The organism is Pseudomonas sp. NPDC089547 (genome assembly GCF_050280665.1).
Taxonomy (GTDB): domain Bacteria; phylum Pseudomonadota; class Gammaproteobacteria; order Pseudomonadales; family Pseudomonadaceae; genus Aquipseudomonas.
The window spans coordinates 117,033-139,480 of sequence record NZ_JBNNVS010000012.1 but is presented as its reverse complement, the minus strand read 5'-3'; the positions used below and the strand labels follow the sequence as shown (position 1 = coordinate 139,480).

General features: G+C 60.3%; 20 protein-coding genes. All 20 read left to right on the top strand.

All coding sequences use genetic code 11. From position 1 onward, the window contains the following. The first annotated feature begins 418 nt into the window (after positions 1–418). The 20 genes from ACQKPZ_RS11505 (at position 419) to ACQKPZ_RS11410 (ending at position 22,398) form a co-directional block, all read left to right on the top strand. Positions 419–1,810 carry an amino acid permease gene (locus ACQKPZ_RS11505; protein ID WP_427537903.1) on the top strand — a complete coding sequence of 464 codons (1,392 nt, stop codon included), beginning with the start codon at positions 419–421 and terminating at the stop codon, positions 1,808–1,810. A gap of 996 nt (positions 1,811–2,806) precedes the next feature. Next, positions 2,807–3,073: a hypothetical protein gene (locus ACQKPZ_RS11500; protein WP_427537901.1), complete on the top strand. Its 267-nt coding sequence runs from the start codon at positions 2,807–2,809 to the stop codon at positions 3,071–3,073. After that, positions 3,063–3,827 carry a DotI/IcmL family type IV secretion protein gene (locus ACQKPZ_RS11495; RefSeq protein WP_427537898.1) on the top strand — a complete coding sequence of 255 codons (765 nt, stop codon included), beginning with the start codon at positions 3,063–3,065 and terminating at the stop codon, positions 3,825–3,827. Before ACQKPZ_RS11500 ends, ACQKPZ_RS11495 begins: the two co-directional genes overlap by 11 nt. A gap of 2 nt (positions 3,828–3,829) precedes the next feature. Continuing rightward, the gene (locus tag ACQKPZ_RS11490; protein ID WP_427537895.1) at positions 3,830–4,843 is read left to right on the top strand and encodes a DotH/IcmK family type IV secretion protein; all 1,014 of its coding nucleotides are present in this window, start codon (positions 3,830–3,832) and stop codon (positions 4,841–4,843) included. Next, a complete protein-coding gene (locus ACQKPZ_RS11485; protein WP_427537892.1) occupies positions 4,840–6,270 on the top strand; it encodes a DotG/IcmE/VirB10 family protein in 1,431 nt (476 codons plus the stop codon). The genes ACQKPZ_RS11490 and ACQKPZ_RS11485 overlap by 4 nt, the downstream gene beginning before the upstream one ends. Next, entirely contained in the window at positions 6,227–6,904 is a 678-nt protein-coding gene (locus tag ACQKPZ_RS11480) for a hypothetical protein (RefSeq protein WP_427537912.1), read from the top strand. Before ACQKPZ_RS11485 ends, ACQKPZ_RS11480 begins: the two co-directional genes overlap by 44 nt. A gap of 14 nt (positions 6,905–6,918) precedes the next feature. Continuing rightward, positions 6,919–7,503 carry a hypothetical protein gene (locus ACQKPZ_RS11475; RefSeq protein WP_019097480.1) on the top strand — a complete coding sequence of 195 codons (585 nt, stop codon included), beginning with the start codon at positions 6,919–6,921 and terminating at the stop codon, positions 7,501–7,503. A gap of 37 nt (positions 7,504–7,540) precedes the next feature. Next, positions 7,541–7,921, top strand: a complete 381-nt coding sequence (locus tag ACQKPZ_RS11470; RefSeq protein ID WP_019097479.1) for a hypothetical protein — start codon at positions 7,541–7,543, stop codon at positions 7,919–7,921. A 72-nt stretch (positions 7,922–7,993) separates the two neighbouring features. Then, positions 7,994–8,740: an HNH endonuclease gene (locus ACQKPZ_RS11465; RefSeq protein ID WP_427537889.1), complete on the top strand. Its 747-nt coding sequence runs from the start codon at positions 7,994–7,996 to the stop codon at positions 8,738–8,740. A gap of 63 nt (positions 8,741–8,803) precedes the next feature. Next, positions 8,804–11,866: a type IV secretion protein DotO gene (locus ACQKPZ_RS11460; protein WP_427537886.1), complete on the top strand. Its 3,063-nt coding sequence runs from the start codon at positions 8,804–8,806 to the stop codon at positions 11,864–11,866. An 11-nt stretch (positions 11,867–11,877) separates the two neighbouring features. Then, complete coding sequence (locus ACQKPZ_RS11455) at positions 11,878–14,811, top strand: TraM recognition domain-containing protein (RefSeq protein WP_427537883.1); 2,934 nt, start codon at positions 11,878–11,880, stop codon at positions 14,809–14,811. A 117-nt stretch (positions 14,812–14,928) separates the two neighbouring features. After that, entirely contained in the window at positions 14,929–15,546 is a 618-nt protein-coding gene (locus tag ACQKPZ_RS11450) for a hypothetical protein (protein WP_427537880.1), read from the top strand. Positions 15,547–15,548: 2 nt separating this feature from the next. Next, positions 15,549–16,073, top strand: a complete 525-nt coding sequence (locus ACQKPZ_RS11445) for a transglycosylase SLT domain-containing protein (RefSeq protein ID WP_427537877.1) — start codon at positions 15,549–15,551, stop codon at positions 16,071–16,073. A gap of 60 nt (positions 16,074–16,133) precedes the next feature. Continuing rightward, the gene (locus ACQKPZ_RS11440) at positions 16,134–16,634 is read left to right on the top strand and encodes a DotD/TraH family lipoprotein (RefSeq protein ID WP_427537874.1); all 501 of its coding nucleotides are present in this window, start codon (positions 16,134–16,136) and stop codon (positions 16,632–16,634) included. A 14-nt stretch (positions 16,635–16,648) separates the two neighbouring features. After that, complete coding sequence (locus tag ACQKPZ_RS11435) at positions 16,649–17,593, top strand: type IV secretory system conjugative DNA transfer family protein (protein WP_427537871.1); 945 nt, start codon at positions 16,649–16,651, stop codon at positions 17,591–17,593. Beyond that, positions 17,590–18,789, top strand: a complete 1,200-nt coding sequence (locus ACQKPZ_RS11430; protein ID WP_427537869.1) for an ATPase, T2SS/T4P/T4SS family — start codon at positions 17,590–17,592, stop codon at positions 18,787–18,789. The genes ACQKPZ_RS11435 and ACQKPZ_RS11430 overlap by 4 nt, the downstream gene beginning before the upstream one ends. Before the next feature lie 102 nt (positions 18,790–18,891). Next, positions 18,892–19,110, top strand: coding sequence for a hypothetical protein (locus ACQKPZ_RS11425; RefSeq protein WP_427537867.1), 219 nt, complete (start codon positions 18,892–18,894; stop codon positions 19,108–19,110). 56 nt (positions 19,111–19,166) lie between these two features. Then, entirely contained in the window at positions 19,167–20,477 is a 1,311-nt protein-coding gene (locus tag ACQKPZ_RS11420) for a type IV secretion protein (protein ID WP_427537864.1), read from the top strand. Between the two features lie 133 nt (positions 20,478–20,610). Beyond that, positions 20,611–21,588 (top strand): hypothetical protein, encoded by a 978-nt coding sequence (locus ACQKPZ_RS11415; protein WP_427537861.1) that lies wholly within the window; start codon positions 20,611–20,613, stop codon positions 21,586–21,588. A gap of 12 nt (positions 21,589–21,600) precedes the next feature. After that, positions 21,601–22,398, top strand: a complete 798-nt coding sequence (locus ACQKPZ_RS11410; RefSeq protein ID WP_427537858.1) for a hypothetical protein — start codon at positions 21,601–21,603, stop codon at positions 22,396–22,398. The last annotated feature ends 50 nt before the right edge of the window (positions 22,399–22,448 follow it).

The window sequence follows — 22,448 nt, the reverse complement described above, 5'->3', positions numbered from 1 at the left end:
TTCTCCCACGGTCTGTACTGCGCGAACAGTCAGAAGCGAGTTATGACCCTCCTCCTCCCTTCAAGTCCTACCATACAAGCGGGTTTACCCGCGAAGAGGCCCGCACAGGCGATACACATCCAAATGAAAAACAAAAGCTTCAGACGGCCCGATGGCGCGATCGGGCATGCCATTCGCGACATCTGGCGGTAATGGAACTGCCCTGTCGTGATCGAACAGTTCCGGGGCGTTCTCGTGTAATTTCCCACAGCCCTGCGCGGCTTAAATGAAGCCCGAACCGCACCGGCACGTTGCTTTGTGATGCGCGCCAAAGATCAACAACAGCGCGCCAGTAACCTGTCGACTTACTCAATTCAAAGGAGATATTTTCGCCTACCTCTGCCCCCATCCTTGTGTCAGCAAAAAGAGAACAACATCAATGAGCACCGTGGGATCTGATGGCAACCTTGCACAAGGTTTCAAGCCGCGTCATGTAACGATGCTGTCCATCGCCGGCATCATCGGCGCCGGACTTTTCGTAGGCTCTGGGCACGCCATCGCGGCGGCCGGGCCAGCAACCATAGTTTCTTATTTCGTGGCCGGCACCCTGGTGGTACTGGTCATGCGCATGCTCGGCGAAATGGCCGTGGCACACCCCGACACCGGATCGTTTTCCACCTACGCCGACCAGGCCATTGGCCGCTGGGCCGGCTACACCATCGGCTGGTTGTACTGGTGGTTCTGGGTGCTGGTAATCCCTATCGAAGCCTTGGCCGCAGGGCATGTGCTGAACGCCTGGTTCCCCCAGGTAGACAGCTGGATCTTCGCTCTGGCCTCGGTACTGCTGCTGGCCGGCACCAACCTGTTCAGCGTGGCCAAGTATGGTGAGTTCGAGTTCTGGTTCGCCATCCTCAAGGTAACGGCCATCCTGGGCTTTATCGGTCTGGGCGTTGCCGCGCTGATGGGTTGGCTGCCCAACCGCGAGGTCAGCGGCCTGAGCGGGCTGATGGCGGAGTATGGGGGCTTTGCGCCGAAGGGCTGGTCGGCGGTGGTGGGGGCGTTCATCACCGTGATGTTCAGCTTCATCGGTACCGAGGCGGTAACCATTGCCGCGTCGGAGTCCAGCGACCCGTCGCGCAACATCGCCAAGGCCACGCGCTCGGTGATCTGGCGGATCAGCACCTTCTACATCCTGTCGATCTTCGTGATCATCTCGGTGGTGCCGTGGAACGACCCGCAGTTGGCAGTGGTGGGCTCGTACCAGCGTGCGCTGGAAATCATGAACATCCCCAACGCGGCGTTCATGGTCGACCTGGTGGTCCTGGTGGCCGTGACCAGTTGCATGAACTCGTCGATCTACATTGCCTCGCGGATGATGTATTCGCTGGCCAAGCGCGGTGACGCCCCGGCCTTCCTCAACAAGACCTCCAAGGTTGGCGTGCCGCGTGCCGCGGTGTTTGGCAGCACCCTGATCGGCGCAGCCATTGCCATCCTCAACTACTTTGCGCCGAAGGGCGTGTTCGAGTTCCTGTTGGCCAGTTCCGGCGCCATCGCCCTGCTGGTGTACATGGTCATCGCCATCTCGCAGCTGCGCATGCGTCGGCGCCTTGAGCGGGAGAACACCGAGCTGAAGTTCCGCATGTGGCTGTTCCCGTACCTGACCTGGGCGGTGATCATCTTCATTGCCGGGGCACTGGCGGTGATGATGTACACGCCTGAGCACCGGGTAGAGGTGAGTTCGACATTGGGCCTGGCGATCGTGATTTCCTTCCTGGGGATCGTGACTTCGCGGGGCCATTCGCAACCCGTGGGGGTGCGTTCGATGGGGTGATCTGGTTCACCTCGCAGTAAGGCAAAGGGCACCCTGGGATGGGTGCCCTTTGTTTTTTTCAGCGCCGGTGCTTTTTTGAAGCGCCCTTGATTCAGGCTAAGCCAAAAGGTGGCTTGCGAGCATCTGAAGCATGGCCTTTTGCAATTATTTTTAAGCGGTTCACAACTATTTCAATCGATCAGTGTCATTCACTACAGGCCAGAGAATTCGTGCCCGGTAGGCCGCCCGGCATGAATGCTGTGAGGGGATATGGGTGTGGCTCGCAGGCATGATGGCAAAAAGCTGCTATCGCAAAAAAATGTGTGGATGGTGGAAAATCACATTTTGGCCATGTTCAGTCGCTATCGTGACAGACTGAAATCGCCTCAAGGCGGGTGATGGCTCACCCGCCTTGCACGCTTCACGAACTGATCCCGAAGGGCCCAAGGAACGTTGGAGCTACTTGTAAAACCCTTGTTTTACAAGGGTTTTATTGAAATGGCCCCCGCGTAAGAGGGCCGTTAAGGAGAAGAGCTGGACCAGGTTCCCGCCTTGTCATGGAGGATGTGCTGCAACCCCCGCTATCAATCTCGCCGATTTTATCCGGAGAAATGCCGGAAGCCTTGTCTGTCTTGGCCTGCGCGGTCATTGCCTGAAACCTGACCTTTGATTTTGGAGCTCGCCAAGAGCACCGGAAGGGTTGTGTTTTGACTATCTAAAATATCGGTGACGTACATTTTTTTGATATCAATGTGACAGCATGCATGTGCTGCTTCCAGGCAGTGCGGTGTAACCCATTTTACTCTGGAAGTGCCCGTAATTCGTGGCTTACAGCGTTCCGTTGCCCGTGAGAGGAGGGTGCCTTTTGCGCAAAAATTCGATTTTCTTAGATGACTGAAGCCTGACGTAGGCGTGTCAAAATACGTCGCGCATTGCGACTATTTTTTCTATATGTCAAAATTTCGCTGTTGCACCTTTCTAAGTTTTAAATGAAAATGCTGCTTCATGGAGCGAGATATGGACGAACTCGGATCAACCACAACGTCATGGGGCAGCGGAACAGGCGATGACGTGGATGTGCGCGCATTGCGGCGCTACAACCGCATGCTGGGTGTGCTGCTGGATATTGGTGAGTGGGCCTGCCTTGCCTTGCTCCCCTGCGTTGCTATTGCGGCCATCTGGCTGGTGACGCAAACGAATTTTGAAAACGTCGTGTTCTATGACGGAACCGACTCGATTTGCATTTACGACGGAACGACAGGGGAAATCCGCAATGTCGAGTAAGGAAACCCAACACGGAACCCCAGGTGGTGAGGCGCCTGCGGCCAGGCAGGGCACCGATGAAGAAAAGCTGCTTGAGCTGGCGCTGGATGAAACGCCGGGTGAAGCAGCCGCCACCGTCCGCGAAGTCAAACGCCTGCAACTGGAATGCCTTGACCTCAAGCGCCGCAACAAGCGCGTCTGGGGGCAACTGCTTGCGCTTACCTGCGTATTCGGCGTGACCATTGCTGCCGTGGTGTTCTGGTACCCCAAGTACCGCTGGATTCCGACCATCGACAACCACGCCATCTGCGAGGTCTCGACCGAGAGCAACCCGCGTGTCACCCCGGCGACGCTGGCCGAGTACGCCAAGGACGCAGTGGTGAACTCGTATTCCTATGACTACGTCAACTACCGCTCCAACCTCAATGCCGCGGGTGCCCGCTGGTACACGGATGAAGGGCGCAAGGCCTTCCTGAAGACGCTTGACGATTCCGGCAACCTGGAGCGTGTGCTCAAGGGGCGGATGATCCTGCGCGCCATGGCCACGCAAGTACCTCAGGTTGAAGAAAGCGGCGCGCTGGCAACCGGGCAGAACTACTGGCTGGTGCAGGTGCCGATTGCCATCGAGTTCTATGTGGGCGGCGATCAGCAGGCACGCTCGCGCCAGGACTTCCTCGCAGCCGTAACCATCGTGCAGATCCCCGCCTCGGCCACCAACACCAAAGGCATCGCCGTCGATTCTGTTCAGCTGTCGCCGTACACCTCAAGGAAGTGACCATGAAGAAGCATCTGATCGCATCGTTGCTTGCGAGCGCTATCGCCATGCCCGCATTTGCCAACGAGGCGCAAAATGCGCCTGCCGCCGAGGGTGGTGCGGGCCAGGTTGACGCAGCGCAAGGCAGCGATGCGCCACCCCTGCCGCCGATGAATGGCCTGGGCCGGCAGGTATCCAGCGTTGCTCAAGTGGTGTACCCGCGCCCTGAAGATGTCATCAGCGACACGGTTCAGGACGTGCAGGACTCGCAGCTGACCTCGTCGCAGGTGGAGTTGATCAAGCAGCTGTGGCTCGAGCGTGAAAAGCAGAAGGCCACGGCTTACGTAAGCCCGGCCAAGCCGGTGACCCGCACGCTTGCACTGAACCTGGACCCGGGTGTTTCGCCGCCCATCGTTCGCCTGAGCAAGGGGCAGCAGTCGTCGATCGTGTTCTCCGACTACGCCGGCCAGCCGTGGATGATCCAGAACGTGTCGATCAACCGCGAACTGTTCAGCGACGGGCGTGAGCGTGGTGGGCAGAACGGCCAGGGCGGCAATGTCGCACCGACCAACATCCTGACGCTGGACCCTGCCACGGCAGCCGCCTACGGCAACGTCACGGTCACGCTGCGCGGCCTGGCCACACCGATCATCCTGATCCTGGCTGCCGGGCAGGAAGAGGTGGACATGCGTGTGGATGCCAAGGTGCCCGGGCGTAATCCGGATGCCGAGGCCACTGTGGCCATGTTGAGGATGCCGAGCATCGACGATGCGTTGACCTACTTCCTGGATGGCGTGCCGCCAAAAGAGGCCAATCGCCTGAAGGTGACCGGGCTGGAAGGCGTGGAAGCCTGGAGCTATGGCCCGAACATGTATGTGAAAGCCAAGGCCGATGCGCAGTACCCCGCGTACACCAACGCTGCCCGCAGCACTACTGGCGTGGCGGTGTACCGCTATGCCGGCTTGCAGAACAGCGTCACGTTCACGACTGGCGGGCAGGCCGTAACCGTCTTCATCGAGCAAGGGAATCTGCAATGAGTGATCACAACATGCCGCCGAGCGACTCGGGCTTCGATGAAGACGACGAGCACCTGGTGGCCGACCGTGACGGGCCGGCGGGCTCGCATGTGAAGAAGGCGCGCAAGTCCGATGAGATGCAGCGCAACCTGCAGGCCGTGTTCGGTTCCGGCGTCGGCAAGGTTTCGCTGATTGCCGCAGGCCTGGTGGTGCTTGCGCTGGGTGCGCTGGCCTACAACGGCATGACCGGCAAGGACGAACCGGCCGGCAAGGCATCCACCGTGGATGTGCCGCGTGCGCCGCAGCCCGAGGTGTCGGTTGACCCTATTTCCGCTGCCGAGGCGCAGCGCCGCGCCCAGCGCAGCTCGCTGGAGGCCGAGCAGGCGGCCGAGCGTGGCATGTCGTACCAACCAGGCTTCGACCCCAACATCGTTCAGTCCACCGGCAAGGAACTGGCCCGTGGCCAGAACGCCCAGTTCAATGTGCCAGGGCAGCCGTACAACGATGCCAGCACGCAACCGCCGCCGATCTATGTCGGGGCCGGACAGCAACCCCGCGAGACCACACAGGTTGCCCAGCGCGCTGGGGTGAACAACGCCCAGGCCGACGAGCAGGAACGCCGGCGCCTGGAGGAAGAGCTGAAGAAGGCCGAGCAACAGCGCGACCTGTACGTCAACGAGCTCAAGACCGAGACACTCAAGTCGATCAAGCAGTTGATGGGCGAATCGGAAAGCGCAAAGGGCTTTGCCGACAAAAGCAGCTTCAGCACCGTCAGCTACTACCCGACCGAGCGCAATGGCAGTGGCGATCGTGATGTCGCGCTGCGTACGGCCAAGGACAAGAAGGATCCCAACGATATCGAGGCCGTGGGCGACACCGACCGGGAGCTGCTGATCAAGACCGGCACCATCATGTACGCCACGCTGGATGCGGAGGTGAACACCGACGATGGTGGTGACGTGCTGGCAACCATTCGTGGCGGCAAATGGAATGGCGCCAAGCTGATCGGCAAGATCGAGCAGGCACCGGACAATATCCGGGTGAAGTTCACCATCCTGGCGCCGCCGGTGAACGATCCCCGCCCGACCATGCGCATCAGTGCCGTGGCCCTGCGTGAAGACGATGCCAAGCAAGGTATCGCCGAGACCAAGGACCACCACACCATGTCGCGCTACTTCGCCCTGGGTGCTGCCTCGTTGCTGTCCGGCTACGGTCGTGCCTACCAGCAGACTGCGGGCACCACGATCATCAGCCCGAGCGGTGTCGTGGCCCAGACCACCACCGAGCCTTCGACCAAGCAGGTCATCGGTTCGTCGGTGGGGGAGATGGGTACCGCGATCGCGTCGGAAGTGCGCCGCGGCTTCAACCGCCCGGCCACGTACGCAACGCCTGCGAACAAAGGCTTTGGCCTGTTCTTCCTGCAAGACGTTCACGATCAATCTCGATAAGGAGTTCGACATGAAGAACTGGTCGTTCGGAAAACTCATCGGCGTTTTTGCCGGTAGCTTCGTGGCGCTCATCGTGGTTGCGGTGGTCGTGATGAAGGCGACGTCGTCGCCGACAGCCAAGGCCAAGCGCATGGCGCAAAACCAGACTCAATCGGTGCAACAGCCACGCATGGATGTGCTGAGCATCGAGCTGGCCAAATCCAGGGAGCAAGCGCAAGCGGCGTTGCAGGCCCAGGAGAACAGCGAGAAGCAGCTGAAGATCGTGCGCGAGGAATCCCAGCGCAATACCCAGCTGCTGCTGAGCCAGATCAAGGCGCTGGACAACAACCTTACAGGTTTGACCCAGCGCATGAACTACTTCGAGCAGAGCCGCCAGCGTGTGGAGATCGTCAAGCCGCCGCGCAGGGAGCCGGCACCTGTTGTGTCGCAGGCGCGTGCCAGAAGCGCCCACCCGATCCCGCAGTCGAGTGGGTACAAAGTGCAAGCCGTGGTCGGGCACCGGGCCTGGGTGAAAAATGGCGATAGCGAAGACAGCATAAAAGCCGGCGATACGTTGCCACCGGTTCAGCGCGAACTGAAAGTACTTTCAGTTGATCGCGACAGCGGCATTGTCGTCACTGCACCCGCTCTTTAAACAAGGACGTTGACATGGCGGCCGGATTTGCCGATCTCGTAGATGTAATGGTCAATATCGGGAAAGTAATCCCGACGGCGATCATGATGTGCCAGGGTATTGCCGCGCTTATCGGGCTTTACCTGACAGGTGCCGCGCTAATTGAAATATGGGGCGTTACCCATGACAACGCATTGAAGTATGTGGCCGGGCGACAGCGTTTCTCTGTCGGCTCCGCCTGTGTGCAGTTGGTCATTGGCTCTATCTTGCTGGCCATTGGCACATTGGAATGGATGGGCATCATGTCGCGCACCCTGACCGGGGATTATGCCAACTCGCGCATGCTGTCTTATTCCTCGACCGGCACCACCTTACAAGAACAGGCACAACTGGCCACGCTGGCCCTGCTGGGCATCATGCAGGTGGTTGGCCTGATTGCCATGGTGAAAGGCTGGTTGACCGTAAACGGTTATTACAACAATCAGACTCAAGCCGGCCTGGGCACCGCCAGCGGATGGATCATCGGCGGTGTACTGGCGTGGAACTTCAAGTGGTTCAGCGATGTACTCAACAACACCATCGGATTCAATCTGGTGGGTCTTTTCACGCCGTGGTCGTAACGGCTTTTCGAACTATGAAACCCAAGGAGCGTCACTCATGAAAGCACTCAAAACCCTGAAAGCTGCTTACGATTCGGCCAAAGTACGTGCGACCACCGCAGTTATCGGTGCCCTGGCAGCACCGTCGGCATTCGCCATTACCAAGACTGACCTGACCCAGGATACGTCGGGCGGCAAAACCGCTGATGACGTCATGACCAACATCGACAACACTGCCCAGGGCGGCGCCACGCTGTTGATCTCGCTGGTGTCGATTGGTGGCTTCGTGGTGGTCGCCATTTCCCTGTACACCCTGTGGAAAGCCTCCAAGGACGAGCGTGAGAAGCCGATGTCGGCCATTGTCGGCCTGTTCATCGGTGGCCTGATGGCTGCTGTCGGCACCGTGATGTGGATCATGCGCAACACCGTGGTCAACTAAGGCTGCCCGCCGCTGACCTTAGGGCGGGGCGCAAGGCCCCGCATTCTCAACACGGTTTCGGGATTATCGGACATGAGCGAAACAAACCCGGCTCGGGGCGGGGCATTCACTGTGCCCACGCTGGCGAGTGGCTATGTAAGCCGTACTGCCAATCAACCGGTATTTGGCGTACGCCGGCCGCTGTGGCGCTCGGACGATGATCAACGCAAATTGTGGCGTGACGAGCACAGTAAAGTTCGCACTTCGGTGTGGCAGCGTGACAACTACACCTGCCGTTTCTGTGGTTTCAAGTCCGCCAAGTATCAGGAACTTCATGCGCTGGACGGTAACTCCGAAAACTGCACCAAGGAAAACCTGATTACCGCCTGTAACTTGTGCCGCCAGGTCCATCACCTGGGTGCATGCGCCATGAATGGCACGGGCTTTTTCGTCGCGGTTCAGGAATTGACGCAAACCGAGATCAACAACATTGCCCGGTGCATCTATGTCAATGAACTGCTGGGTGATGTCGCAGTCAACGAGAAGCTCACCAGCCTGCTGGCCGCTTTCCAGTTTCGCGGTAGCGACACACTCAAGGAAATATTCGGCGGTGAAGTCATCACCGTGTTGGGTGTGGCAGAAACCCTCGCCAGCAAAACACTTGTCAGTGATGAAGAATACGAACGACGCGCTGAGTGGTTGGCCCCCTTGCGGCTGTTTCCAACCAAGAACGCGTTCAAGGACGGGCAGCTCGACTATTACGCGGCCAATAACCGTGCATTGTTCCTGCCCGACAACTGGTCGGCATTGACTGGCCAGTTAATGAAGAACTTTGCCTGATGCACAAGCACGCAGCGCTGATCAGCCTCGCCGTTGAGCACGTTATCAAGGGAGAACAAGGACATGTTTAACAAACTCGAGGCGGTGATCCTGACGGTTCTGAGCCAGCTCAAGGCCGACGTGCAGGACTATTGCGACCTTGAAACGGTCGATGGCGGGCAATCGATCGTCGCCAACGACGGTTCGCTGGCGTCCATCGTGCGCTTCAACGGCACCAAGAGCGTACTGGGGCGCGAGCAGTTCGAACGGCTTGTGAGCCTGCTGGAGGCCTCGCTTTCCGTGTACTTCAAGGTGCGCGGCCATCACTTGCAGATCGTTTTCAGCCGCGACCTGGACGCCACCGCACCGCTGGAGCAAAACGCCCATCAGCAGGTGGCCACCGCCGAACGGCTGAATTTGAACGTGCGACACCTGATCAATGAAGGTGTCAGCAAATATGCTCAGTATGTGTATGACGAAGAGTGCTATCTGGTGTTCTGGTCGCGGCCAGCGCTGCTTGACCAGACCGAAAGGGCAATGGCCCGCGAGGCCCTGAACGAGTTCAGGAAGGCGTCGGAGTGGCCGGCTACTGCGGATGCGCAAAACCTGCTGCGGCCCATTTCCTACCTCAAGGACCGCCATCTTTCTTTCGTTACCAAGATTTCCGAAGACCTGACTTCCCCCGAGTTCGGCTGTTCGGTCGATGTGCTCGACGTCAGTGAAGCAATCCGCGCCATCCGCGCAAAGGTAAACCCCGACATCACGCCACGCACCTGGAAGCCCTATATTCCAGGCAGCGCCATCCCCATGCGCTGGAAAACCAGCAAGCGCAGCGGCGACATGTCGGAGTTCATGTACCCGACGCTGCCCAGCCAGATCATGGTCACCTCGGGTGAGATCGGCAGTGGCCAGCGCACCAGCCTGCTGCCAGACCCTACCAGCGTGCGGGTAGGCTCGCGTGTGTATGCGCCTTTGCTGATGTCGATTCCGCCGGCTGAGCCGCAATATTTCAATACCCTGTTCAACAGCCTCAACCGCGCCGAAACCCAGGAAAACGGGGTGTCTCGTGCCTTGCCGTACTCGGTGTCGATCATGCTGTCTTCCGATGGCATGAGCGTGCTGGCCTGGAAGAGCCTGTTCGCCCAGTTGCTGTCGGTAACCTCCGAGCAGAACCGCAACATCAACCTGGCCACCAAGGAACTGCGCGAGCGGGTGCGCGACGGTGAGTGCATGGTCAAGTTGCAGGTTGCCGCAATGACCTGGGCCAGCCCGGACGAGAAGGGTGTGAAGGAGCTTGCGCTGCGCAAGTCGAAGCTCTGGCGCACGCTGGAGGCCTGGGGGCAGCCGGTGTTCATCGAGCGCACGGGCAACCCGATGCAGGCGTTCCAGTCCAATTGCCTGGGCTTGACCACCAAGCACCTGGGCGACCCTGCCGCGGCCCCGCTGGGCGATGCCGTGGCCATGCTGCCGCTGACCCGGCCGGCTTCGCCGTTCCAGGAAGGTTCGACCATCTACCGCAGCCTGGACGGCAAGATCCTCAAGTACCAGCGTTTCTCGTCGCAGCAGACCACCTGGATCACCCTGATCGCCGGCAAGCCGGGTTCGGGTAAATCGGTGCTGATGAACAACAACCACTTTGAATCCTGCCTGATGCCTGGCCTGACGGGCTTGCCTTACATCGGCATTACCGACATTGGTATTTCCTCGTCCGGCTTCTGTGACCTGGTGCGTGACAACCTGCCGCCCCGGCTTCATCACCTGGTGGTGTACAAACGTTTGCAGAATGCCCGCAAGGACTGCATCAACCCGCTGGATACCCCGTTGGGCCAGCGCTACCCGCTGCCAAAGGACCGTGAGTTCAACAAGAACTTCCTGACCATCCTGGTAACGCCGCCCGAGCGCGAGAAGCCCTATGAAGGGATGAGCAACTTCGTCGGCCGCATGGTCGACCTGGCCTACCGGCGCAAGGACGACAAGATCGAGCGGGCCAGCCCGGAAACCTACAAGCCTGGGCACAACGATGTGGTGGACACTGCCGTGGCGCAGCTTGGCGTGCGTATTCTTCCGGCGACCACCTACTGGGAGCTGGTCGATGCCATGTTCGACGCCGGCATGGTGTACGAGGCAGAGGTGACCCAGCGCTACGCAGTACCGACCCTCAACGACCTGGTGGCAGTTGCATCGACCGAAGAGGTTCGCGCCGAATACGAAGGTTCCGGCGAGGTCGGGCGTAGCCTGGTTGACGCGTTCATCCTCGGCATTCGCGAATCTGTCGGCGATTTCCCGGTGTTCTCCGATCACACCCGCTTCGACGTAGGCAGTGCCCGCATCGTGGCTCTCGACCTGCAGGACGTTGCGCTGCAAGGTTCTGCATCGGCCAAGAAGCAGACCGCCTTGATGTACATGATTGCCCGCCAGTGCTTCATGAAGAAGGTGGCGTTCTCGAAAGAGGACTTCCCGTTCTTCACCCAGAAATACCTGCCGTTCTATGAGCGCTTGGTGGCGGACCTGGTGGATGAATACAAGGTCATGTGCATGGACGAATTCCACAAGACCGGTGGCCACGTTGGCCTGCAGGAGCAGATGCAGACTGACGGCCGTGAGGCCCGGAAGTGGAACATGGAAATCATCCTGGCCTCCCAGTTGATGGAAGACTTTGGCCAGCTGACCAAGATCGCGACTGCCACCTTTATCCTCGATTCGGGGACCAAGGAAACCCGCGACTGGCTGAGGAAGAACATCGGCCTGTCCGACACCGAAGAACATGCGCTGGTCAACTTTGTCCACGGTGCCAACAAGCACGGCTGTACCTTCCTGGCGCGGTTCGAAACCAAGAACGCCACCTACAGCCAGCTGTTCACCATGTCGGCCGGGCCGATGCGCCTGTGGGCGCTGACCACCACCGCCGAAGACCGCAAGCTGCGCACCATGCTCTACGAGCACATGCCACGTCCGGACGCCCTCGCGTTGCTGGCCCGGCGCTTCCCGTCGGGTGGCTGCAAGGACATGGTGGAGCGCCTCAAGCGCGAGACGTTCAAGGACGTCGAGTTCGTCGATGACGACATGGAGCAGTCCGTGATTGCGCGCATCGCCAAGGATCTGGTCGCTGACTACATCAGCGCCAGTGCATACGAAGACGTAGTGTGAGGGAGTGACAGATGGCTCAGTACAAGGGCGCATCCCGTCAGCATGAAGTCAGCAGCAGCCGGCGGCGCAAAGATACTCGCCTGGCCGGGCAGCGCTTCAGTGATTTTTTCCAGTCTGCTGACGGCGCCGTCTTCGGCACATTCGCGCTGCCGATCCTGGCGCTGATTTCGATCAAGGTGCCCTTTTCGGGTGAGCTGCTGTTGCTCTTGGCCTGGGCGTTCAAGCGCAAGTTCGTCGATGTGGACAATCGTGCGTTCGACTTTCCTTATCGGGTACCCAAGCTGGCGGACGTCAACGACGGCTCGTACAAGGGCAAGAAGAAAGGCGAGGGCGTGACCCTGTTCGGCAATGACCTGGAGACCCGCGAGCAAATCTACGCCGGCGACAGCGACCTGCGCACGCACCAGCTGGTACTGGGCACCACCGGTTCCGGCAAGCCGCAACCCAAGCACGCCAAGGTGCTCACCCCCAAGGGCTGGGTGCAGATGGGGCAGATCAAGGTCGGGGACAGTGTATGCACACCCGACGGCAAGCAGGCTGCGGTGCTGCGGGTGATCGAGCAGGGTATCCAGCCGGTCTGGACCGTTGCCACACGCGACGGCCGCAGGGCCCAGGCCACCGGTGACCACCTGTGGCGGGTGCTTACCCGTGGCCACGACGGCAGCGAAGAAGCGCACACCGTGACCACCGATGCCATCCGCGAGCTGATGGGGCGCGGCGTGGTGGTGATGCTGCCCAAGGTGCGCAAGAAGCGTGGGTCTGCCAAATTCAACGGTTGGGCCGAGGTGTGGAAGGTAACGGCTGCCGGTCAGGCGCCCTGCCAGTGCATCGAGATCGACCACCCGCACCACCTGTACATCACCGACGACAGCCTGGTTACCCACAACACCGAGCTGCTGCTTGGCATCGTGTTCAACGCGCTGGTGCAGAACACCGGTTTCATCTACGTAGACGGCAAGGGCGACCCCAAGCTGCAGAAGGAAATCTTCCGGCTGTCGCGCTACCTGGGCCGCGAAGATGACCTGCTGATCATCAACTTCATCACCTCTGGCCGAGACTTCGTCGAGAAGCAGGTCGACAAGGTGACCAACAACATGAACATGATGGGGAATACCTCGTCGGGCATGTTGATCGAGCTGATTGTCTCGCTGATGGACGACTCGGGCGGTGGCGGCGACATGTGGAAGGGGCGGGCGATCATGTTCGTGGCGGCCTTGACGCGGCCGCTGACCTACCTGCGTGACAAGGGCCACATCAACTTGTCGCCCGAGAAGTACCTGGAGTACTTCGAGCTGAACGTGATCGAAGAGCTGGTGTGGGAGCACGGCGGCAAGTACGGCGAAATGTTCGATGTGATCGTGGCCCCGCTGCGCTCATACCTGCTGACGCTACCGGGCTACCAGAAGGCCAAGTTCAAGCAGCAGGAAACCAAGACCCTGGAGCAACACGGCTACATCGTCATGCAGCTGGGGCGGATCTTCAACGACCTGACCTTCAACTACGGGCACATTTTCAAGACCCGCGTCGGCGACGTGGATTTCTATGACGTGGTGATCAACCGCAGGCTGCTGGTGGTGCTGCTGCCAGCGCTGGAGCGTGCCCCGGACAGCATGCGCATGCTCGGTAAGATGATCGTGGGCAGTATCAAGCAAATGATGGCCGGCTGCCTGGGCAACCGGGTGGAGGGTGTGGTGCGCGAAATCATCGATAGCCGGCCGACCGGGTCGAAGTTCCCGTTCTATACCATCCTGGACGAATACGGCTATTACGCCGTGGTCGGCTTTGCTGTGGCGCCTGCTCAGGCGCGTAGCCTGGGCTTCAGCGTTACCTTCGCTGCGCAGGACTTCTCCTCGCTGAAGAAATCCAGCGCCGAAGAGGCAGATGCCACCTGGGAAAACACCAACATCCGGGCCGTCGGGCGCTTGACCTCGGGCACGGAGTCGGAAACCTGGCGGCGCGTTCAGGGTGCAGCTGCCGAGTCTTCCCAGGCCATGCTGGGCAACTTCGAGCGGATGGCGGGCAACGAGAAGCTCAGGCAGTCGGACAACATCGCCATTGAGCAGCGCAGCCGGCTGAACTACGACGACGTCGCCATGCAGGAAAACGGCGAGTTCACCTTCCTGGTCGGCAAGAAATCGCAGAATGGCAAAACTGGCGGGGTGGCGCTTATCCGGGGCATGGGCTTCTACACGGCCGGCCCGGCACCGAAAGAAATGCGCATCAACGATTTCATTCCGGTCGAGCCGCCCGAGCCGTCGGACCTCCCGCAAAGCAGGCAGTCGCGCCAGGCATTTGTCGACAGCCTGAAAGACGGCTCGTTCGCCAAGCGGGTGCGGGCGGTAGTGAAGGGGGATCCTACCTTGGCCCGGATGCACAGTGCGTTTGAACACAATTATGCAGACCCGGACCGGCCATTGCTGGGGCGGCTGGACACGTCATTTGCCGTGCTGGGGGGTTACTTGACTGGCGGGCTGAACAAGCCCGCAGCTCCTGCACCGTTGCCGGAGCAGCACGTGCAAGAGGCGCCGCCCGCTGCCCCTTTGGTTGCTGTGCAGGAGGATCCGCAAAGCCCGGAAGCCATCGAGGCGAGCCTTTTGGCCGTGGCTGACCTGATCATCGGCAACATGCCAGCGCCCACGGTGCCCGCTGTTGCGGCTGAAGACGAGCAGGCGCTGGACGATGAATGGGCGCGTGAACTGGCCATCGTCATGCCGCAGCAAATGCTCGACATGCAGGTGATGGCGGCCGGTGAAGGGTTTGCATCGCTGTCGGACAAGTGGGCTGCCGAAGAGCGGATCAAGCAAGTCTGCGATGCAATCGCCCGCGAAACGGCCTATGGCGTATCGCCCGCGCCTGAGGCGCAGGATGTGGCGGGTATGCGTAAACGGCTGAGCGATTTGCAGGCGCAATGCCGGGTGCTGATGAAAGACCAGCCGCACCAATAGGCATCGGGCGCGTCGTCCGTCGGTCGGAAGCGAATGGAAGTTAATGTCATAAATTGACGACGATAGATATCTGACAGATAATCAGAAACTAGATTTTTGGCATGCCAGGGTGATGTGATGGGGTTGTTCGATTCAGGGAAGAAGGCCGCAAAGTTCGCGTTCATCACCATGCCGATGGCGGCGTTGGGCATGAACCAGTTGCGCATGGGCAACCAGCACATCAAGTCGCTTTGGCGTTCGAACTTCAGCCCCGCCTGCCCTGAGTGCGAGCGGGGCATCCTGCTCAAAGCCGAGGGCGACCACCAGGAACTGGAGCAGAGCCCGGCAGGCAAGATGCGGGTGCTGCACAGTTGGGGTTGCAACAACTGCGACTTTGCCTTGTTCGAAGAGGACGATGTCAAGAAGGTCCGGGAGCATGCCGCGCGCTACCGCAACGAGCGGGTGAAAGCCCAACTGAGCACGATCGAGCGGGGCGAGATCGACCGGATCGCGCACAACCACAAGCTGCATTCCAGGGCGTTCTTCATCGCCAGCTTGTTCGCCGTTGCCGGGTTCGTCTACATGCTGGCGACCGGCGCAGGCATCATGATCGCCCTCAACTGGCTGTCGATCGGTTTTGCGCTGTGGGTCTTCGGCATGAAGAAGTCTTACCGCAGCTGGCAGGTCTCGGCAGGGCAGCTGTTTGTCGAAGGCGCGTTCTGGTTCTGGTTCCAGCATCAGAAATGGATCATCTGACCATGACGCGCAACGGGCTCCACTGGCCAGTCGCCTTGATCGCACTGTGGTCTGCGCAGGCCCTGGCCGATGACTTCTATGCGGTGCGGCCGGCGGATATCGACTGTGTCGTCCAGGCCGCCCAGCGCCAGGGAGTGCCGGCCAACGTACTGCTGGCCATCTCCAGCAAGGAGAGCGGCAAGAACGGGCAAAGCGTGTCGAACAGCAATGGCACCTTCGACCTTGGCCACTTCCAGATCAACACCACCCACTGGGGGCCTAAAGGCGTGTTCGCCTCGTACCCGGCCATTACCAAGTCCGATGTCGCCTGGCGCGGCTGCTACAACGCGGAGCTGGCGGCCTGGTTGCTGCGCCAGAAGCTCGCCGAAAACAATGGCCAGGACTTCTGGACGCGCGCTGCCAACTATCACTCGCGCACCCGCAAATTCAACGACATCTACAAGAAAGACCTGATCCCGCTGGCGGTGAAATGGGGCCAGTACCTCGAACGGCAACGCCATGACCGGCTGGTGGTGAGCTACCAGTAACGGGCCGCCGCAGGTCCCGGCACAGGGTCGATCAGAATGACAACTTCAGGAGTTTTTTACATGAAAGGAATGCTCATGGGTGCTCGCGGCTGCAAAGCTGGCAGCGTGCTGCTGGCGCTGGTTGCGTTGGGTGGGTGTGCAAGCTCGGCCAAGCCGACCACCGAGGACACCGAGGCGTTTGCCAGCCGGATCATCGCGGACAAGGTGTCGGTGGCGGTCAACTCGCAACACAATTACGTTTCGCGGTTGAGTGCCGACCGGGTGCAAGCCGCCTCGCGGCAGGCTGCGGTCGATACCGACCAGGTGGATATCGACTTCATCGGCAAGCCCCAGGAACTGCTGCAGACCTTTGCCAGCCGTTATGGCTATGCCTACGTTGAAAGCGGCAAGCGAGTAGACCTCAAGCCCATCAACGTGTGGGTGCGCAAGGCCACCCCGATCAACGTGCTCAAGGATGTCGGTGCGCAGATCGATACCGGTGCCGACGTGGTGCTCGACAAGAGTACCAACACCCTGCGCCTGATCTACAAACCGGTGCCATTGGCGCTGGGGAGGGGTTGATCATGGCGATGGACATGCCCCCGATGACCCTGGAGGACGCCGAGCGCCTCTATGACAAGCCCGCCTACGTTCAGCAGCAAGGTGACAGCGGCGATGCCAGGTCAGCTGTCGAAGCCATGCGGGAAGAGAAGAACCAGGCCTCGGCGGCACGCGGCGAGGCCATTCTGGATGCGGCACTGCAGGTGGGGGTGAAAGCTGGCCTTGCCTGGCAGCTCACCAACATCAACAACGCACTGAAGTTGCGTGAGCGTGAGTTCGATACGGTCTACGACTTCAGCAGCCTGATGATCCAGGACCGTGTGGTGCCACCGGTGATTACCGAGGCGCGACACCTGTACAACCAGGACGGTAACTACACGCTGCGCCTCTCCGGGGCCGCCTACAAGATCGAATCGCAGGCACGCTTTTCGTCCGTACCGCCAAGCTGGCGCGAGTACCTGAGCTTCCCGCTGCCCACATTCGACCGCACGTCACTGGTGTCTGCGCTGGTGCCGCGTTCCGATGAAGAGGAGAAGGTGTGGAAGCTGGCCGTGCGTGAAGGCTGGAAGCAAGGGGTCGAGCAGGCAAACCTGATGCTGACCTACGGCTTTGACCGGATGAACCGCGATATCGATGGCATGCGCCGTTTCAGTGAGTTTGCCCGCCACGGCCAGGTTACCTTGCCGATCATCTCGGGTGCTTCGATCCCGGTTACCAAGGAAGGGCGGTCCATGGCGGTGGACGAAACCCTGCTGCGCATCACCGCGCTGCCCGACTTCAACGACAACATGAATGTGTGGCGCAGCTCGATTGCCACCTCCACCACCGCCGACCCGGTGCGCCGTGCTGCGCCAACCCGCGCAACCAGCCCGGCGCCGTCGCCTGCCACGTACCGTCAGCCTGCTGCCGCCGAGGCATTTGCGGCGCCCGGTGGTAGTGGCTTGCGCACCCCGCCTGGTGGTGAAGGCGGGGCGCAATGAAGCAGGACTTTCACGATGATGTGATGATGCTCGAGCCGGGCGCGCTGATTGAGCGCCTGGAACGGCTGACCAGCTACGAAGACCCGTTTCGCTTCGACCGCGCCGACCAGTTCAAGGCGATGATGCTGGAAACCCTGACCCATGGCGTCAGCGATATCTTCATCCAGCCCGCCTTGCCGGTGGTGGTGAAGAAATACGGGCGGTTGTATGCGGTGACCCGTCGTGCGCTCGATGTCGGGGAAGTCAACGAACTGCTGAAGATGGCGGCCAACCGTGACACCGCCACGACCGATATCGTGTCCGGCACCGCGGTCAACGAGCGGTATGAGTTGTTCGACCCGCAACGCAAGGATGCCCGAGGGGCCCGCTTGCGTTATGCCTACCGGGTAAACGCATCGCCCATCGCCTGCCATGGCGATACGTCCTGCCAGATTGTCATCCGGGCCATTCCCGACGACCCGCCACGCATCCAGGACGTGGGTTTGAGCGAGGATATCGTCAGGATGGCTACACCGCGCGATGGCATCGTCTATATCGCCGGGGCCACGGGCCATGGCAAGACCACCACGTTTGCGGCCATCAACCGTTTCATCCTGGAAAACGAAACGCCGATCAAGGGCAACCTGATCAGCCATGAAGAGCCGATCGAGTTCACCTACGACAAGATCCAGAGCAAGCATTCGATCTTCGTGCAGTCGCAGATTCCCACGCACTTCAAGGATTTCTACCGGGCGAACCGCGAGGCCATGCGGCGTGCGCCAGGCCTGTGTGTGATTGGCGAGTTGCGTGACCAGGAAACCATCCGCGCGGCGGTGGAGCTGTCGCTCACGGGGCACCCGGTGTTTGGCACGGTCCACGCCAAGGATGTGGCGGCCATCATGCGCCGGATGATTTCCCGCTTCCCCGAGCAGGAGCGGGCGACCGCGATCTATGACCTGGTCGACACCAGCCGTTTCATGATGGCGCAGAAGCTGGTGCCAACGGTGGACGGCAAGCGCACCGCTGCGCGTTCGTGGCTGAAGTTTACCGAAGAAGTACGCGACACCTTGATGGACCTGACCGACATGGGGCGGGTGACCCAGCGGGTTGCCGAGTTCGTGCGCGAAGAAGGGCATACCTTTGCAGCCGAGGCAGACCGCCTGCTGGCGGCAGGATTGATCACGCAAGCGACTGCCCGCGATCTGCGTCACGGCTGAGCCGGCGCATACAGGTAGTGGCTGGCAAAGCGAATTTAGGGAGAGGTTATGGCAACAGGTCGGTATCACTGGAGCAGATGTGCTCCACCCGCACGGTTCTTCGTGATCAACGCGAGCGCCGCCCTGCCGTGGTTGACGTTGCTGCTGGTGCCGTCGTTGTGGAAATTTCTGCTGCCGTTGGCGTTGTGCATGACCGGCGCGCTGGTCTACATCGAAGTGGTCAAGAAGATGACCGTTCGGGCTGTGGTTCGTCGGGCCGCGGTGTTCATGGTGGGGCGCGTGCGCACCACTCACAGCATCCTCAAAGAGCTGGTCAGGTAGGTGGCAGGGTAGTCATGACCGGTAAATATCTTTGTGGCGGCCAGAGGAGGCGTTGAATGAAGCAGCAAGGAGGTGGGCAAAAGAGTTTCACCTGGGATGACCCGGCCATATTGCTCGGGATCATCGCGGTGCTTTACCTGGGTGGGTGGGGTGCCTGGTATTTTGCCCATGAAAAGATTTCTGCCGCCTACACCTACATCCGTTATGTGGAACTCTGGTTGCCGAGCGTGCTGGGCGATGTTGCACAAATCCCGGGTGTCTCTTCGATCAGCGAATGGGTCGGGCGCATGTGTGCGCCTGACGGTATCGTCGGTGCGTGCCAGCGTGACTTTTCCAGTGTGGCGTGGGGCGAAATCACGTCCTCGTCGCTGTTCATGAATGGGTTCTTGCTGGTGTTCATGGTGATTTTCTCGGTACGCATGTTCATGCGTATCAACAAGACCCACCCCAAGCTCAGGTTCACCCGGACGCATAACATCAAGAGCTATGTGCAAGAGAACAAGGTGCAGTACCCGCACCTGCGGATGTTCGCCGAACTCGACCTGATCGCCCAGCCGCTGGATCACCCGGTATTCGGCATGTCGCAAACCTCTCGCCAGTTTGCCTATGAGCATCTGTTGATCAGCGGCTGGCAAGCGCAGGCGGACCGAAGCTGGGCACCGACCCTCGACCGCGAGAAAACCACCGAGGTGATGCGCCATCAGCTGGGCCAGCACTGGACCCGGGTTGGCAACCTGTCGCCGGCAGAAACCCTGCTCGTGGCAATCGCACTGCCACGGGTAGTCGCTACGGACACAGCGCTGGACGAGAGTGCTTTCAAGGCGGCGATGGCCGACAGCGACGACATGGTTGCGTGGTGTTGGGACCAGTTCAAGGCGCCCGCGGGCAAGGGCGCAGGTGCTGCCGAGCCTTATGCATGGCTGAAGCCTGAAATACCGCTGGAGAAGCCGCGGGCGATCATCCAGAAGTACATCAAGCACCCCAATGCCAGCGCGATCCTGCACGCTCATGCGTTTGTCAGGACCATTATCTTCGCCCTGTTCTTCCAGGCTCGGCGCCTGGGGGTGTTGCCACCCGCCGAGATGCGCTGGCTGCGATTCTTCGACAGGGACCTGTGGTACGCCTTGCAGACGATCGGGCGCCAGGCCGGGTTCCCGGAGGCGCCGGGCATCCTGTCGCACTTCCTCTATGAGTGCAAAGCGGGCGTATCGCTGGCGGAGCCTCAGCTGGACAAGGCAGTCAACGGCCTTGAGTTGGCCATGTCGGCATACAAGTACTCCGATGCGGACAAAAAGCGTTATGAGGACTTGCAGCAGGAAAGGCATGCCTCGGCTGAGGCTGCGGCACGCGATGCAGGGGCGTCCTGAAACACTGCTGCCTAGCGGATCAGCGGTAACCAAAGGCCATCTACAAAGATGGCCTTTTTTTATTTTTTGGTGCCTTTTTCTACATTTTTGTTAGAATACGGTCGTATTGGATTCTTAATAAGGACATCGAGCCATGAAAGGTGTGATTGCAAGACCTATTGCCGTGCTTGCGGCGCTTGCGGCGGGGGTTTCAGTCGCCCATGCCGCGCCCACGCAAACGGCAGATCTCTCTTCTTTCATCACCGCTCAAGCTGCTGCGCCAGCGACCCCGGCCCAGCAGGAACTCGATGACCTGACCGCGCAGCGGGTATCGCGCTATGGCCGTATCGTCAATGCCCGCCCTGTCGGCCTGGGTGGCTTGACCGCCTGGACCGTGGAGAAAAACGGCCACCAGGTGGTGTTGTTCAGCACCCCGGACTCTGCGGTGCTGTTCACCGGTGTAGCCTGGAATGCGGAAACCGGCAGCAATATTTCCGATGCCTTCCTGCCAGGTGCTGCCCAGGCAGCAAGCGCTCTTCCTGCATCGCCTCCAGTTGCTGCCGCGCCGGCCGCACCTGTCGCGCCGATGATGTCGCCGGTGGCCGCGCCGAACGTGCGCGAGGCCGCAGCCATGGACGGCAGCTTCAAGGGGGCTATCCCCGAATCCATGAAGACGGTTGATACCCTGGCTGGGGTCAAGGAAGGCAAGGGCGGCATTGGCGATACCGTCTACATCATCATCGACCCTCGCTGCCCGTACTGCCGCGAGGCGTACAACTTAACAAGGGCTTACGCGGCAAAGGGCCACTCCATCAAGTGGATTCCGTCCGCTGCGCTGGGTAACCCAACCGATGGCGTGCCGTTGGCCGCCACGATCCTGCAGGCCAAGGACCAGAAAACGCTGGCGCGGATGCTGGGCAAGCATGAGCAGATCCGCTCAGAGCCAACGCCGGAAACGGTCGAGCATCTCAGCACCAACCTGGCGTTCCTTTTTGCCGCATTCGAAAACAACGGCAAGGAACAAGCGGGTGTGCCAGCTGCATTCTTCATCGACCATCGCACAGGGAAGCCAAGGATGATGACGGGCCTTTCGCAGGCCGTCGTACTTGAAGACATCTTTGGAAAACTTTAAGGAGCAAAGTACATGAAAGCCAAAGCGCCGAACTTCGCGTTCGATCCCAGCATCCGCATCTTCGGTTCGGGCGAGCACTTGCTGGTAGTGTTCGACAGCCAGAGCCCCAACGACGTACAGCGTGCAACGCGGACGGTGCGCATTCCCAAGGGGTTCCAGCAGTTGTCGCTGGTGGTTGACGGTTTCGACATGGCTGAAGACGATGGCCATCAGCGTTTGCTGAAGGGTAGCGTCAGCCTGGCAATTCAGGACGACGCTGGCGTGCAGTCGAACCATGAGTTGGCTGTGCTGCAGCTGATGTTCCATGCCGAGGCCAATCGCAAGGGCACGCTGGCTCCGCACATCGACCCGGCGCTGGTCGCCTACACCGTGCGCCAGGCGCTTTCGGAGTGCCTGAACGACGCACTGAACAACTACTTCCAGCGCGACGAAGCCGAGCGCCTGGTCGTGCTGCCAGAGGCCTTCCAGTCTTCCCCGGTGGCGGCGTCGCAGTATTCTGCTGCAGCGCCCCAGCCGTCGCGCAAAGCCGTGCGCGAGCAAGCCGCCAGTGACGCTGCGCGGCAGGCCAGGGCGCGCCGGCGCAAGACAGCCTTGGCCTGGCTTGTCCCTCCATTGGTAGTGGTTGCGGTCATGGCGACCTTGTCTAACCTTGCTTCCTCTCAGTCGCCGATTGAAAATGCTGTCGCGCAGCAGATGGCGAACGACCCGGAGTCGATCAAGGCGCAGGTGGAGCTGACCAAGCAGACACTTCAGTCCATGGGCCTTGACCCTGGTCAAGGGGGTGATCTCGGGTGCCTGGCGCCGCAATGATTACCTGCTCCCATCCTCAAGGAAGCCTTCGGCTGCCGTTCTGCTTGAGC

Bases quoted from the DNA above. Each gene is read 5' to 3' on its own strand.
- ACQKPZ_RS11460 (WP_427537886.1), top strand. From the start codon at position 8,804: ATGTTTAACAAACTCGAGGCGGTGATCCTGACGGTTCTGAGCCAGCTC.
- ACQKPZ_RS11445 (WP_427537877.1), top strand. From the start codon at position 15,549: ATGACGCGCAACGGGCTCCACTGGCCAGTCGCCTTGATCGCACTGTGG.
- ACQKPZ_RS11430 (WP_427537869.1), top strand. From the start codon at position 17,590: ATGAAGCAGGACTTTCACGATGATGTGATGATGCTCGAGCCGGGCGCG.
- ACQKPZ_RS11455 (WP_427537883.1), top strand. From the start codon at position 11,878: ATGGCTCAGTACAAGGGCGCATCCCGTCAGCATGAAGTCAGCAGCAGC.
- ACQKPZ_RS11500 (WP_427537901.1), top strand. From the start codon at position 2,807: ATGGACGAACTCGGATCAACCACAACGTCATGGGGCAGCGGAACAGGC.
- ACQKPZ_RS11440 (WP_427537874.1), top strand. From the start codon at position 16,134: ATGAAAGGAATGCTCATGGGTGCTCGCGGCTGCAAAGCTGGCAGCGTG.
- ACQKPZ_RS11475 (WP_019097480.1), top strand. From the start codon at position 6,919: ATGGCGGCCGGATTTGCCGATCTCGTAGATGTAATGGTCAATATCGGG.
- ACQKPZ_RS11450 (WP_427537880.1), top strand. From the start codon at position 14,929: ATGGGGTTGTTCGATTCAGGGAAGAAGGCCGCAAAGTTCGCGTTCATC.
- ACQKPZ_RS11410 (WP_427537858.1), top strand. From the start codon at position 21,601: ATGAAAGCCAAAGCGCCGAACTTCGCGTTCGATCCCAGCATCCGCATC.
- ACQKPZ_RS11420 (WP_427537864.1), top strand. From the start codon at position 19,167: ATGAAGCAGCAAGGAGGTGGGCAAAAGAGTTTCACCTGGGATGACCCG.
- ACQKPZ_RS11495 (WP_427537898.1), top strand. From the start codon at position 3,063: ATGTCGAGTAAGGAAACCCAACACGGAACCCCAGGTGGTGAGGCGCCT.
- ACQKPZ_RS11485 (WP_427537892.1), top strand. From the start codon at position 4,840: ATGAGTGATCACAACATGCCGCCGAGCGACTCGGGCTTCGATGAAGAC.
- ACQKPZ_RS11465 (WP_427537889.1), top strand. From the start codon at position 7,994: ATGAGCGAAACAAACCCGGCTCGGGGCGGGGCATTCACTGTGCCCACG.
- ACQKPZ_RS11490 (WP_427537895.1), top strand. From the start codon at position 3,830: ATGAAGAAGCATCTGATCGCATCGTTGCTTGCGAGCGCTATCGCCATG.
- ACQKPZ_RS11415 (WP_427537861.1), top strand. From the start codon at position 20,611: ATGAAAGGTGTGATTGCAAGACCTATTGCCGTGCTTGCGGCGCTTGCG.
- ACQKPZ_RS11470 (WP_019097479.1), top strand. From the start codon at position 7,541: ATGAAAGCACTCAAAACCCTGAAAGCTGCTTACGATTCGGCCAAAGTA.
- ACQKPZ_RS11505 (WP_427537903.1), top strand. From the start codon at position 419: ATGAGCACCGTGGGATCTGATGGCAACCTTGCACAAGGTTTCAAGCCG.
- ACQKPZ_RS11435 (WP_427537871.1), top strand. From the start codon at position 16,649: ATGCCCCCGATGACCCTGGAGGACGCCGAGCGCCTCTATGACAAGCCC.